Raw genomic sequence first — 13,388 nt, forward strand, 5'->3', positions numbered from 1 at the left:
TTTATGTTGAGCTCATTTGTACCTGATAATTTTTTAACGTTTTTAACGTCAGTTTATTTACCGAAAACAACGTGATGGATTTATGCAATCTTTGATTTCACGCAATAAAATAGAGGGTTAGCGCGTGTATTATTCGCCTGTTAATAAAAATATTTCTCATTACCACTACCATTGAGAGCAAGATAGATGAAATTATCTCAATTAAATGAAGGGGATAGCGCGAGCATTGTCGCGTTCAATCAACTTCCAAATGACATTCGTAAAAAATTGATGGTGATGGGCTTGCTGCCTCTAACTACTGTTACGTTAATCAGAAGAGCTCCTATGGGAGATCCACTTCAACTTGAAGTGAGAGGCGTCTCTTTAGCGGTACGTGAAAATATAGCCGCTTGTATTGAAGTGGAGAGAGCGTAGTGCGATATCAAATTCTAACCGTTGGTAACCCTAATAGTGGCAAAACAACGTTATTTAATGGGCTGACTGGTTCTAAGCAGCAAGTCGGTAACTGGGCTGGTGTTACAGTTGAGAAAAAAACGGGCCGCTACACTCATTCTGGAGATGAATTCATACTAACGGATTTGCCGGGCATCTACGCACTTGACAGCGGGAATGACAGTAACAGCATTGACGAATCCATTGCCTCTAGAGCGGTTCTTACACATCCTGCCGATTTAATCATTAACGTTGTGGACGTGACGTGTTTGGAGCGCAGCCTCTATATGACGCTTCAATTGAGAGAGCTCGGGCGTCCAATGATTGTGGTTTTGAATAAAATGGACGCTTTAAAAAGAGAGCGTCAAAGCCTAGACATTCAACAACTTGAGAAAGTTCTAGGTTGCCCCGTTTTTATGCTTTCTGCTACCAGTAAAGAGCAGGTGAGTCGATTCAAAGAAAAGCTGCATAAAGTACTGCTGCAAGGCGTAGCTCTTAAAGAACTGCTATTGGATTACGGCAGTGCATTTGAACAATCGATCGGAAAATTAGCCACTATTTTTCAACATAAGCAAGTGGCACCTCGCGCATTAGCTATTCGTGCCTTAGAAAATGATCTTTTGGTGATTAATGGATTACCAGAAGTGCAGCGTGAGCTTATCCAGAAAGAGCAATTGCAAAGTGGTTTGGATATTGATCTGCATGTCGCTGATACCAAATACACATTTTTGCATGAACAATGCCAGCAGATCCGCAAAACCGAAGGGAAACTAAGCCACAGTTTTACACAAAAAGCAGATAAGCTGATTTTAAATAAATGGGTGGGTGTACCGTTTTTCTTTGTGGTTATGTACTTAATGTTTATGTTCTCGATCAATATTGGGAGCGCTTTCATTGATTTCTTCGACATTGGCGTCGGGGCGTTATTGGTTGATGGCGGGCACTACTTACTGGATGATCATTTGCCTATTTGGCTAGTGACATTATTAGCCGATGGCCTTGGCGGAGGTATTCAAACCGTCGCCACATTTATCCCAGTTATCGCTTGTTTGTACTTATTTTTAGCTGTACTCGAAAGTTCTGGCTATATGTCTCGCGCGGCTTTTGTTTTAGATAAAGTGATGCAGAAGATAGGCCTACCGGGTAAAGCGTTTGTTCCACTTGTTTTAGGATTTGGTTGTAACGTTCCCGCGATTATGGCGACCAGAACTCTAGATCAAGAACGTGAACGTAAATTAGCGGCATCGATGGCACCCTTTATGTCATGTGGTGCACGTTTGCCCGTGTATGCGCTATTTGCTGCGGCGTTTTTCCCTGAAAGCGGTCAAAATGTAGTTTTTGCTCTTTATTTGTTGGGCATTTTAGCCGCAGTGTTCACTGGTTTGGTTTTGAAGCATACGATCTATCCGGGTTCAAGCGACAGCCTAGTCATGGAGATGCCAGATTACGAGATCCCAACGGTACAAAACGTCATGATCAAAACATGGCAGAAATTAAAACGTTTTGTTCTCGGTGCAGGGAAAACGATTGTCATCGTTGTTATGATCTTAAGCTTCCTCAATTCAGTTGGTACTGATGGCAGCTTTGGTAATGAAGATAGTGACAACTCCGTGTTATCAAAAGTGGCTCAAGTGGTTACGCCGGTATTTGCTCCTATTGGTATCAATCAAGATAACTGGCCAGCGACAGTGGGTATCATCACGGGTATTTTTGCAAAAGAAGCGGTAGTCGGAACATTAAACAATTTATATACCTCTGCTGAAGGTGATGAAAGTGAATATGACCTAATGGCGAGCCTACAAGAAGCGGTTATGTCTATTCCAGAAAACCTAACGGGATTAAGCTTCTCTGATCCGCTCGGTATCGAAGTCGGAGACTTGACAGACAGTAGCGCAGTGGCTGAAGAGCAAGCCGTAGATGCCTCAATCTTTGGTAATTTGAAACAGCACTTTGTCACTGGTCATGCCGCATTTGCCTACCTTATCTTCATTTTGCTTTACACGCCTTGTGTTGCAGCCATGGGGGCTTATGTTCGTGAGTTTGGTGCGAATTACGCTCGTTTTATCGCAGTATGGACGATGGGGCTTGCGTATGGTGGCGCTGCGCTTTATTACCAAGCGACAAGGATCACCGAAACCCCTGTCGAAAGTTTAACGTGGATTATTGCCATTGTTATGGCGAGTTTGTTGACCTTTAAAATGCTTAAGCGAAAAGGACTCCAGCAGAAAACGGTGCTTGAGGTACAAGTGGCATGATATTAAATGAGCTAAAGCGCTACATTGAAGAGAATGGGATCGTTAGCCGCTCGGCGATTGCGAAAAAGTTTTCGCTCAGTGAGGACGGCGTTGACGCTATGTTAGCCGTGTGGATAAGAAAAGGTGTGTTGTCGCGCACTATCGATACCAACAAGGCTAACCGCGTAACAAGAGTGCGTTATGGGCTTAACCGAAATAACGGGCTGTCTTTGACTGTCGTACTTTAGTCATAATTGATGCTAGGCATTCTGTCTGATAAACGAAAGCCGCTGATGTCAGCGGCTTTCAAACTTTTACCCAATCTATCTTTTACCTAATATATGGTGTGAGAGACGACGTTTATCCTTTTCTAAAAATAGAACTCAGTGATAGAACATTTTGGATTCTGGTTAAGATCGCTTGCTGTTCTTGTTCGGCTCTCACTATCCCTTGAGTATTGCCCCAGATAGGCCCTGGCCATGCTACGTCATTTTTAAATCGAGCAACATGGTGAATATGGAGCTGAGGCACCATGTTACCCAGCGCACCTAAATTGAGTTTATCTGGACAAAACGTGGCTTCAAGAGCTTGGCTAACGGCTTGAGATTCGCATAAAAATTGTTGCTGTTCCTGCATTGGTAGATGATGCAACTCTTTCAAATTGGCACGTTTAGGCACCAGAATAATCCAAGGCACGGCATTATCTTTATGGAGTAAGGCTAAGCAAAGAGGAAATTCACCAATGACGGAAGTGTCTTTGGCCAGTTGTGGGTGGAGTTCAAAATTCATGTCAATCTCACTTGCACGGATGTTATCACCGATAAAAGAAAAGGCTGACCATGGTCAACCCTTTCATTCACTCATAGTTGTCGTTACATACGTTCTAATGTATTAATACCGAGTAGAGACAGACCTTGCTTGATGGTTTTTGCTGTCAACGCAGCCAGTTTTAGGCGGCTTTGTTTCACACTTTCATCTTCAGCGACTAAGATAGGGCATGCTTCATAGAAGCTAGAGAATTGGCCAGCTAATTCAAATAGGTAGCTACACATAATGTGAGGTTGGCCTTCGCGGGCAACGGCTTGTACCGCTTCTTCAAACTGCAGAAGTTTCGCAATCAAAGCTTTTTCTTTCTCTTGTGTGACTTTAATTTCACCCGTCAGGTTATCCATCGATACGCCTGCTTTAGCAAAAATTGACGCAACACGTGTGTAGGCATACTGCATGTAAGGTGCAGTGTTACCTTCAAATGCCAACATGTTGTCCCAGTCAAACACATAATCGGTAGTACGGTGCTTAGAAAGATCAGCGTATTTCACTGCGGCCATCGCGACAGTATTGGCAATGTTCGCTTTTTCTGCGGCGTCTAAATCAGGGTTTTTGGATTCAATTAATTTAGCGGCACGCTCTTGCGCTTCATCGAGAAGATCGGCCAGACGAACAGTACCGCCAGCACGAGTTTTGAACGGGCGGCCATCTTTGCCTAGCATCATACCAAAGGCGTGGTGTTCAAGAGTCACTTCTTCAGGTACATAGCCCGCTTTGCGGACAATCGTCCATGCTTGCATTAGGTGTTGATGTTGACGCGAGTCGATAAAGTACAGCACACGGTCCGCACCCAAGGTTTCATAACGGTATTTTGCACACGCGATATCGGTTGTGGTGTATAAGAAGCCGCCATCACGTTTTTGGATGATAACGCCCATCGGCTCGCCATCTTTATTTTTGTATTCTTCAAGAAAAACGACTTGTGCGCCATCATCTTCTTGCGCCAAACCTTTTTCTTTTAAATCGGCTACGATGCCGGGCAACATGTCGTTGTACATGCTTTCGCCCATCACATCATCGCGCGTGAGCGAAACATTCAAACGATCATAGTTACGCTGGTTTTGGATCATGGTGATGTCCACCAATTTTTTCCACATTTGAGCGCAGAATTCGTCACCGCTTTGTAGTTTGACCACATAATTTCGTGCTTTAGCGGCAAACACTTCATCTTCGTCGTAGAGTTTTTTTGACTCACGATAGAAAGCTTCAAGATCGGAAAGTTCCATTGAAACTTCGTTACCAGATTCTTGCTGCACACGTTCAAGGTTGGCTATCAACATACCAAATTGCGTGCCCCAGTCACCGATGTGGTTGGCGCGGATCACTTTATGGCCTAAAAATTCCAAGGTACGTACAACGGCGTCACCAATGATGGTTGAGCGTAAGTGGCCTACATGCATCTCTTTAGCAACGTTAGGCGCTGAGTAGTCTGCGACGATCGTCTTCTGCGCTTCTTTGGTTACGCCAAGGTGCTCATCTGCTAGGGCGATATCCGCTTGTTTAGCAAGAAACGCTTCACTGAGGAAAATGTTGATGAAACCTGGGCCTGCAATTTCCATTTTGCTCGCAATACCATCGAGGTCCAGAACATCCAATACTTTTTGAGCAAATTCTCGCGGGTTGGTACCCAGTTGCTTAGCTACGCCCATAATGCCATTGGCTTGATAGTCACCAAATTGCGCTTTGGCCGATTGGCGAACAGCAGCAGGACTGCCAGCTGGTGCGCCTGCGGCTTCAAGAGCCTGAGATACTTTGTCATTAATCAGTGCTTGGATATTCACACGCGTTTCCTTTAATTCTTGGAATTGCAAAGGTATGCATTTTATTCACCATTTAGTGCCAATACATATCTTAATTTTGTTCATCATTTGGCGCACATAATACCAATTTTATTGAGGCGCTTATAGGGACTAAATTAGGAAATTTTCTACTTTTCGAAGAGTTGTTGGTACTATTAGACGATAATCATCATTTTGGACCATTTAAATGCTTGAACCATTAAAGAATGCAGCGCTTCATCCTGAACAGCTTAAGCAGAATTTAGATAAATTTATGCATAAAATTCAAGAATTAACCAAAATTTTGCATATTGATTTATCCACAAATCAAGCTGACCACATTGCACTGCGCATTAATGATCGTAAATTAGCGTCATTAGCACATGCGGCATGGCTGGAGGAAGGACGAGAAATATCGAGTGCTCAGATAAATGGCCGTCCTATCATTGTGATTGAATTTTCGGTGCCGCTATCGGCTTATGGTTGGTCAATAGAATGTTTGGAATTGCCTTACCCTGCCGAGGGAAAAATTTACCCAGAGCAGAGCTGGGAGCATGTGGAATTTGTGGTGCCATCTGAGGCACAAACCGCGCAAGCCTATTTGCAGGATATACTGTCGGTTTACCCACGATTAAAAGAATGCTGGACAACATTAGACACTCAAGGTGTTCAAGTTAAATTGTCCAGTCCAAAAGGGGAAGGGGAGCGATTACATAACCCGACGGTTGCATTTAAGTGGCAAGGCGTGTGTATTAAACTGCATCCCCACTCTTTAAAAGAGATCGTAAAATCAGAGCAAAGATAAATTGCTCTGATGGCGATGAAGTACTGTTATCCTAAGTTATAGCTTTTGGGCCGAAGCTGGAACGCTTCAATTGAGCCAATTTCTTGCCCTAAACTGAGTTTCTGAACCGTTTGGTGTGCGTTTCCTTGGCTGTGCATGATCAGTCGATTGGCGGTCCTTGGTTTTAGCTCATTGACCACAAAGCGAATCATATCACTGCGGCTGAGTGATTTCAGTTCACTCAAAACCTGCTCTCTTTGATCAAAGCCGGCATCTTTATTGCCGATAGCAACCCAAAGTCTTTGCGCACGGCTGCGAAGGGTGGGGTCGGGGGTTGAAATTTGATTCCATAAACCGCGTTTACTGCTGTGCCACTGGTATTCGTTGAGCTCCAGCAGCACCATGTAAAAAGCATTTAAAAATTCATCTACAGCGCTAATCAGCTCATAAGGGGCAGCATTCGGTGACTGAACGTAGAGTACGATACCTGGGTGACGGTTTAATGGCATGTTGCCCGTTCCGACCATATAACCAAGTTGCTGCTTAGTGCGAATTTCATGAAAAAATGTAGCGGACATCAAGTGATTAGCTAATGAATATAAGGCGATGCTGCGCGGTGCGGCATCATTGCACTGATAATAGACCACCACAGCAGAATCTTCTTGATCGCAGTGAACCTCTTTTTGAAAAGTCCCACTCTCTCCGAGCATGACGAGTGGTCTTAATGATTCCTCGTACTGTTGATCTTTGACTCGTAATGCATTTTTAAGCGTATCTGCCATCGCTTGTGCATCACTTCTTAACCAGTCGCCATAGACAAACATCTCAACATGAAGTTGCGCTAATATTTGTTCAACGAAATCACTGAGCTCATCGACTTCTATCTGTTTTAAGGCACCAAGTAGCGTTTCATAAGGAGGGTTGTTGGGTTGTAAAATACCCGTCATTGCATTGAAAAGCTGCGAAATTGGACGATCTTTAGTGGTATTTTGCCAGTTACGAAGCAGTTGTTGCTTGATGGTGTTAAAGCGTTTTAGGCTAAAATCACGTTTAGCAAAGCGTGCGAGAATCATCTCCATTAACTGTGGTTGTTTTTCGCTAAAACCAGAAAGCATCAGGGTGACGCCGCCTTGATGAGCGTACATGTTGTAACTCATCCCAGCAATTTCTGCTTGGTAAGTTTCCGTGGCCAGCGAGTCTAAAAACATTTCCACACAGAGACGGGTTTTAACAATATTTCGAGCAGTGGCTACCGAGATGGGGCTATCAATCGCGATGTAAATTACCCCTTTAGGCACTCTAAATTCATGGTCTTGTAGATGCCATAAACGAAAGCCTGGTAACTCTTCAATGATTTCCTGGTGTAAAGGCGTTGAAGGCTCTAACGGTTTTGGGTCTAAGTCGTAACAGATAAAAGGATTGAGTGGCGGTAAGTTTGTTTCAATGTCGCAAGGGGTTGCGAATGTTGCAAGTTGTGACGCCGATAATGGAGTAATTGAATAGGGTGTAAAATACCATTTCGCTTTCTTATCGTAATACCCATCTTTAGCAATTAACGTGGCGCGTAGGTTTTCAGGAGTCAAATAATGAAGAGCTTGCTTAAGTAGCGATTCGTTGTAGCCCGCCATCATATAATCGCCATAGATAGTGTCTTGCGGCTGATAGTGCTGCATATTAACCACTAAATGGCTGACCATGTCTAATGGCCTTGTCGTTTCTTGAAAGCGAAAAGCCGATTCAAGCACCGCTCTTTTCTCAAGGTAACGCCATTCGTTCAGCCCCTGCTCTGCGATTAATTTAATCTGAGTAAAGAGTGACTGGATGATGTTATCGACCTGTTTTACGCCTTCATGTGTCAGGCTAAAACTTATCGAAAACTCACGATAATTGCTGCCACTCGCGCCGCCTCCAGCCGATAAGGACGTGATCCAACCTTTCTCTTTTAATGCCAGCATTAAACTGCCTTCACCTTCGTAACCGATGAGATGGGCGAAATAAGAGAGAGGTTTGACATGATAAAAGTCATCCGCGCTTGGGGCTGGGAAGCTTAAAATCAGTTTGCGGATCTCTTTTCGTGGCTCGATTTGAATCAAGACGCCTCGGTGCGCGTCTAAAACAAAAGGCACCTCTATTTTTTTCGGGCCGAGCTGTTTATTTGGGATGGAGGAAAATTCATCTCTTGCCCACTGCTCTAACTCATCAAGTGTCTGTGGGCCCGCTAGCGAGAGCGTCATCAAATCAGCCGAGTAATTTTCATGGTGAAAACGGACAATTTCTTCACGGATAGAGACACCATTTCTATCACACAGCGTTTCTAAATTACCCACTGAAAATTTAGCAAACGGGTGTTGCGGATTAATGGTTTCTTTTTGAACCTGATAGAGCCTTCTCGAATCATCATTCTGTTTGAGTTTAAATTCAGAATCCACCGCTTGGCGTTCTTTATCCAGGGCTTCTTCATTAAACAAGGGGGCACAAAAGAATTGGCTGAATCGGTCCAAGGCTTTTTCAAAATGATTTGGGCTTACATCAAAGAAAAAACAGGTGTGCTCTGTACCAGTCCATGCGTTATTGCTGCCACCATGTTGATTAATAAAACTTTGAAACTCACCAATTTTCGGGTACTTTTCTGTGCCTAAAAACAGCATGTGTTCCAGATAGTGGGCAAGACCTTCTCTGTCTTCAGGGTCATCAAAATGCCCCACATTAATCGCTAAAGCAGCGGCTGACTTTTGTGCATCATCCGCTTGAATAAGTAATGTTCTCAGACCATTAGTTAACGTAATGTAGCGGTATTGGTTGGTGTCGTTAGGGCTTAAATGCACAGTGACTCTCCACAGAAAAGGCTTTTTTAATTATGGCGTTGAAACGGTTAGGTGCAAATTTCAAGCAATGATTTTATGAGCGAAGTGCCATTTTAGTCCTTCAGGAGACTTTTTAATAGACTGTTAACAGTGTCGAAGTCTTTGCTTGGTTGCCTGATATAATCGAGAATAAAGCCGCCTAGACGGCATAGATAATAACCACTAGGAATGAGTAATGAAGATTTTTATTATGCGTCACGGAGAAGCTGAACATTATGCAGCGAGTGATGCACAAAGGGCCTTAACCGAAAGAGGTCTTCGTGAGTCTGTTGCTGTGGCTCGTGCTTGTGAAAAGCAAGATCTTCGCCATGTAGATAAAGTATTGGTAAGCCCTTACTTACGAGCGCAGCAAACTTGGGCTGCGATAGCCTCTTATTTTAATGCCGATGAGGTTGTGACCTGTGATGACATCACACCTTATGGGAAAGCGGAAGTGGTATTTGAGTATGTCTCTGCCTTGGCCGATGTCGAACAAATCGAATCAGTGCTGCTGGTGTCTCATTTACCGTTAGTTGGCTATCTCGCGGCTGAATTTGTTACCGATTTAGTCCCTCCAATGTTCCCCACATCCGGTCTGATTGGTATCGAATATGATAGAGAGTTGCGTAAAGGACAGCAGATCTGGAGTATTAATCCTTAAACCACGATTCAAAGTAAAAGAAGTTCACGTAATTTGAATAACTAGGCTACGTTAAGTGAAGGGTTATTGCCTTTACTAATGTAGCCATTATTTTGACTGTTTTACTGGACTAAAAATTGCATCGCCGAGTTAACGCATTGTCGCATTTATAGATATTTATCAACAGATTGCTTGCTAACCTATGAAATTTACTCTCCCATTTGCAGATAAATTGCCATCAATACCGCAGCGAAGTATGCCAGCAATCGGTGCGCCGGTTATGGTATTGGCCACGTTGGCTATGGTCGTTTTACCGATCCCGGCCTTCCTATTGGATCTGTTTTTCACTTTTAACATTGCCTTATCGATGGTTGTGTTACTCGTCACTGTCTATACCCGTAGACCGCTTGATTTTGCTGCTTTTCCTACGGTTTTGCTTATTGCAACCTTACTTCGACTAGCCTTGAACGTCGCTTCAACCCGTGTGGTTTTATTGTATGGTCATGAAGGCCCCGGGGCGGCTGGTAACGTCATTGAAGCGTTTGGTAGTGTGGTGATCGGTGGTAACTACGCCGTCGGTTTAGTGGTGTTTTTGATCTTGATGATCATCAACTTCATGGTAGTAACCAAAGGTGCGGGACGTATTTCTGAGGTGAGTGCTCGCTTTACCCTAGATGCCTTGCCGGGTAAGCAAATGGCCATAGATGCGGACTTAAATGCGGGTTTAATCGATCAAGACCAAGCGCGGCTACGACGTTTCGAAGTAACCAAAGAAGCGGATTTCTACGGTTCAATGGACGGTGCGTCAAAATTTGTTAAAGGGGATGCGATTGCTGGGATCTTAATTTTGTTCATCAACATTATTGGCGGCTTATCGATTGGTATGGCGCAATATGGGTTGGGTTTTAAAGAAGCGATCCAAATCTACACACTGCTGACCATTGGTGACGGCTTAGTGGCTCAGATCCCCTCATTGCTGCTTTCGATTGGCGCTGCCATGATGGTTACCCGTCAAAATACCGATGAAGATATGGGAGAGCAAGTCGTCTTCCAACTGTTTGACAACCCTAAAGCATTGATGATTACCGCTTGTATTCTCGGCATCATGGGCATTGTACCGGGTATGCCTCACTTTGCTTTTTTACTGCTAGCCGCGTTAGCGGGTGGTTGCGCGTATTGGATGATACGCAAACAGAAAAAAACCGCCGATGAAAAGAAACTGCCTGCAAAAGTGGACAACGAAGCACCCACTCAAAAAGAGCTCTCTTGGGATGATGTTCAACCCGTTGATGTGATTGGTTTAGAAGTGGGCTATCGATTGATACCGCTGGTGGACCGAGATCAAGGTGGAGAGCTGCTCGAACGCGTAAAAGGTGTTCGGAAAAAACTGTCGCAAGACTTTGGCTTTCTCATCCCCGCAGTGCATATTCGCGACAATTTAGAATTAACACCCAATAGTTATCGTATTACCTTAATGGGGGTTGCTGTTGGTGAAGCAGAGATCCGCCCAGATCAAGAACTGGCGATTAACCCTGGTCAAGTCTATGGTGTTATTGACGGTGAACGCACACTCGACCCTGCATTCGGCCTTGAAGCGGTTTGGATCCGTGAAGAACAACGTGAACACGCACAAGCTCTCGGTTACACAGTTGTGGACTCATCGACCGTACTCGCCACTCATTTGAGTCAGCTTCTCACTAATAACGCCTCGCAACTGATTGGTCATGAAGAGGTTCAAAACTTAATTGAAATGCTGGGTCGCTCAGCGCCAAGGCTAGTTGAAAACTTCGTTCCAGATCAACTGCCGTTGGGTACAGTCGTTAAGGTACTGCAAAACCTACTCAATGAAGCGATTCCAATCCGAGATATTCGAACCATAATACAAACCTTGGCGGAGTATTCTGGGCGGAGTCAAGAACCTGACATCCTAACGGCGGCCGTTCGAATCTCATTGAAGCGTTTAATCGTCCAAGAAATCAATGGTATAGAACCTGAACTACCAGTGATAACACTGATTCCTGAGCTGGAACAAATATTGCATCAAACCATGCAGGCGTCAGGAGGAGAATCGGCAGGTATTGAGCCAGGCTTAGCAGAGCGTCTACAAGCTGCACTGAGCCATGCAACGCAAGAACAAGAATTGAAAGGTGAGCCCGCCGTGTTACTCACGTCTGGTGTACTTCGTTCAACTTTGGCGAAGTTTGTGAAAAACACGATACCTAATTTGCGTGTGCTCTCTTATCAAGAAATACCTGACGAGAAACAAATTCGGATTGTTCAAGCCGTTGGTAACTAACGAAACTGCTGTTACCTAATCGGGCTTTAGCCATTTAAACACGGATATCTGCTTTGAAAATAAAACGATTTTTTGCCAAAGATATGCGAACAGCGCTGCTGCAAGTGAAAGAAGAGCTTGGTGCGGAAGCGGTGATCATGTCGAATAAAAAAGTCGCGGGTGGTGTGGAAATCGTTGCCGCTGTGGATGGTGAACAGCCCACCCAGCAAAACAGTGCCAAGCGCTATAATTCGCAGCCTAGACAACAAGGTTACACCCAAGTCACCCCGTCTTTGAACAAATCCTCTCGTGAGTTGGATGATGATCGAGTCAGCCTGCAAAACAGTGCAGACACTGGGCGTTCAATGACCAAACGTTTTGCAAATATGTTAAAGCAGTACAGCGCACCAAGTGGCTCAGATTCGGACTATCACGCCGAAAATGAAGATTCGCTCTCTGCATTATTGCAACGTCAATCAGGTTCATCTAACACCAACTCAGGACACGGTAATGCAGAGTTACGAGCCGATTCGCCATTAGCGAAGTTAATTGCAGAGGATAGAAGAGCGTCCACCCGTCAAACGCCGAAGCTAGATCCGTCGCGTTATGATCGTTACCCAACGCAAGAGGCGAGTGTTTCGAACCCAGAGCTGGAAAACATGCGTGAAGAGATGACCTCAATACGCCGCCTGTTAGAACATCAAGTTTCAGGATTAATGTGGCAAGAAGTTGAGCGTCGAGAACCTTTGCGTGCCATGCTCATTAAAAGACTTGAGCGCATGGGGGTTTCACAAGAACTGGCTGACCAGCTTGCGTGCTATATCCCAGAAGATACTGCTCCAACGAAAGCTTGGAAGGCACTGCTTGGCTTAGTGGCTGATCAAGTCCCTGTTTCCAAACAAGATATTCTGAAACGTGGTGGTGTGGTTGCGCTATTAGGCCCAACAGGGGTTGGTAAAACCACCACCATTGCTAAACTAGCCGCTCGCGCCGCTATGGAGTATGGCGCTGATAACGTCGCTCTAGTCACCACAGATACCTACCGTATCGGTGCTCATGAACAGCTCTCTATTTATGGCCGAATCATGGGTTGTCCAGTAAGAGTTGCTAAAGATTCCAGTGAGTTAGCCGATGTAATATATCAGCTAAGAAATCGGCGTTTAATTTTAGTTGATACCGCGGGGATGGGGCAGCGTGATGTTCGGTTATCAGAGCAGCTCGATACCCTGATGCAAGAGAGTGGCGAAATCATCCACAGTTACCTTGTTCTGCCTGCAACGGCACAAAGAAAAGTATTACAAGAAACAATCGAGCACTTTAGAAGGATCCCTCTTTCAGGGTGCATTATGACTAAGCTTGATGAGTCACTGAGCTTAGGGGAATTTGTGAGTGTCGTGGTTCAAAACGCACTGCCCGTTGCTTACATCGCGAATGGCCAGCGTGTACCAGAAGATATTGTGATTGCCCAGCCGAAGTACATGGTTGCAAAGGCAAACGAATTGCTAGAGAAGTCGACAGAGAATGAACCTCACTATTGGAGCAGCGACTCCGAGAGATTCTAGGCGGCGGACAAA

At 44.6% G+C, this 13,388-nt stretch carries 10 protein-coding genes; 7 read left to right on the forward strand and 3 right to left on the reverse strand.

Annotation, left to right across the window (positions count from 1 at the left end; translation table 11 throughout):
- The first annotated feature begins 186 nt into the window (after positions 1 to 186).
- Genes NB504_RS14120 through NB504_RS14130 form a run of 3 tightly spaced genes read left to right on the forward strand, consistent with a single transcriptional unit; the run spans position 187 to position 2,914 of the window.
- Positions 187 to 414: a FeoA family protein gene (locus NB504_RS14120; protein WP_013856356.1), complete on the forward strand. Its 228-nt coding sequence runs from the start codon at positions 187 to 189 to the stop codon at positions 412 to 414.
- Positions 414 to 2,687, forward strand: a complete 2,274-nt coding sequence (gene feoB, locus NB504_RS14125) for a Fe(2+) transporter permease subunit FeoB (RefSeq protein WP_258429114.1) — start codon at positions 414 to 416, stop codon at positions 2,685 to 2,687. Before NB504_RS14120 ends, feoB begins: the two co-directional genes overlap by 1 nt.
- The gene (locus tag NB504_RS14130; RefSeq protein WP_017045231.1) at positions 2,684 to 2,914 is read left to right on the forward strand and encodes a FeoC-like transcriptional regulator; all 231 of its coding nucleotides are present in this window, start codon (positions 2,684 to 2,686) and stop codon (positions 2,912 to 2,914) included. Before feoB ends, NB504_RS14130 begins: the two co-directional genes overlap by 4 nt.
- Before the next feature lie 112 nt (positions 2,915 to 3,026).
- Here NB504_RS14130 and NB504_RS14135 read toward each other — a convergent pair whose 3' ends face one another.
- The gene (locus NB504_RS14135) at positions 3,027 to 3,455 is read right to left on the reverse strand and encodes an HIT domain-containing protein (protein ID WP_017042525.1); all 429 of its coding nucleotides are present in this window, start codon (positions 3,453 to 3,455) and stop codon (positions 3,027 to 3,029) included.
- An 83-nt stretch (positions 3,456 to 3,538) separates the two neighbouring features.
- Complete coding sequence (gene argS / locus NB504_RS14140; RefSeq protein ID WP_258429117.1) at positions 3,539 to 5,275, reverse strand: arginine--tRNA ligase; 1,737 nt, start codon at positions 5,273 to 5,275, stop codon at positions 3,539 to 3,541.
- Positions 5,276 to 5,480: 205 nt separating this feature from the next.
- Between argS and NB504_RS14145 the strand changes: the two genes are divergently transcribed.
- Positions 5,481 to 6,077, forward strand: a complete 597-nt coding sequence (locus NB504_RS14145) for a VOC family protein (protein ID WP_258429118.1) — start codon at positions 5,481 to 5,483, stop codon at positions 6,075 to 6,077.
- A 26-nt stretch (positions 6,078 to 6,103) separates the two neighbouring features.
- Here NB504_RS14145 and NB504_RS14150 read toward each other — a convergent pair whose 3' ends face one another.
- Entirely contained in the window at positions 6,104 to 8,881 is a 2,778-nt protein-coding gene (locus NB504_RS14150; protein ID WP_258429119.1) for an insulinase family protein, read from the reverse strand.
- 214 nt (positions 8,882 to 9,095) lie between these two features.
- Between NB504_RS14150 and sixA the strand changes: the two genes are divergently transcribed.
- The 3 genes from sixA (at position 9,096) to flhF (ending at position 13,376) form a co-directional block, all read left to right on the forward strand.
- On the forward strand, positions 9,096 to 9,560 hold the full coding sequence (gene sixA / locus NB504_RS14155) for a phosphohistidine phosphatase SixA (protein WP_017049124.1): 465 nt from the start codon (positions 9,096 to 9,098) through the stop codon (positions 9,558 to 9,560).
- A gap of 181 nt (positions 9,561 to 9,741) precedes the next feature.
- On the forward strand, positions 9,742 to 11,835 hold the full coding sequence (gene flhA / locus NB504_RS14160; protein WP_013856364.1) for a flagellar biosynthesis protein FlhA: 2,094 nt from the start codon (positions 9,742 to 9,744) through the stop codon (positions 11,833 to 11,835).
- A 53-nt stretch (positions 11,836 to 11,888) separates the two neighbouring features.
- Complete coding sequence (flhF, locus tag NB504_RS14165; RefSeq protein WP_017045235.1) at positions 11,889 to 13,376, forward strand: flagellar biosynthesis protein FlhF; 1,488 nt, start codon at positions 11,889 to 11,891, stop codon at positions 13,374 to 13,376.
- Positions 13,377 to 13,388: the final 12 nt, after the last annotated feature.

This window comes from Vibrio sp. RM-69-4 (genome assembly GCF_024743775.1).
Classification (GTDB): Bacteria; Pseudomonadota; Gammaproteobacteria; order Enterobacterales; family Vibrionaceae; genus Vibrio; species Vibrio anguillarum.

Bases quoted from the DNA above. Each gene is read 5' to 3' on its own strand.
- NB504_RS14120 (WP_013856356.1), top strand. From the start codon at position 187: ATGAAATTATCTCAATTAAATGAAGGGGATAGCGCGAGCATTGTCGCG.
- NB504_RS14130 (WP_017045231.1), top strand. From the start codon at position 2,684: ATGATATTAAATGAGCTAAAGCGCTACATTGAAGAGAATGGGATCGTT.
- NB504_RS14135 (WP_017042525.1), bottom strand. From the start codon at position 3,455: ATGAATTTTGAACTCCACCCACAACTGGCCAAAGACACTTCCGTCATT.
- NB504_RS14145 (WP_258429118.1), top strand. From the start codon at position 5,481: ATGCTTGAACCATTAAAGAATGCAGCGCTTCATCCTGAACAGCTTAAG.
- sixA (WP_017049124.1), top strand. From the start codon at position 9,096: ATGAAGATTTTTATTATGCGTCACGGAGAAGCTGAACATTATGCAGCG.
- flhA (WP_013856364.1), top strand. From the start codon at position 9,742: ATGAAATTTACTCTCCCATTTGCAGATAAATTGCCATCAATACCGCAG.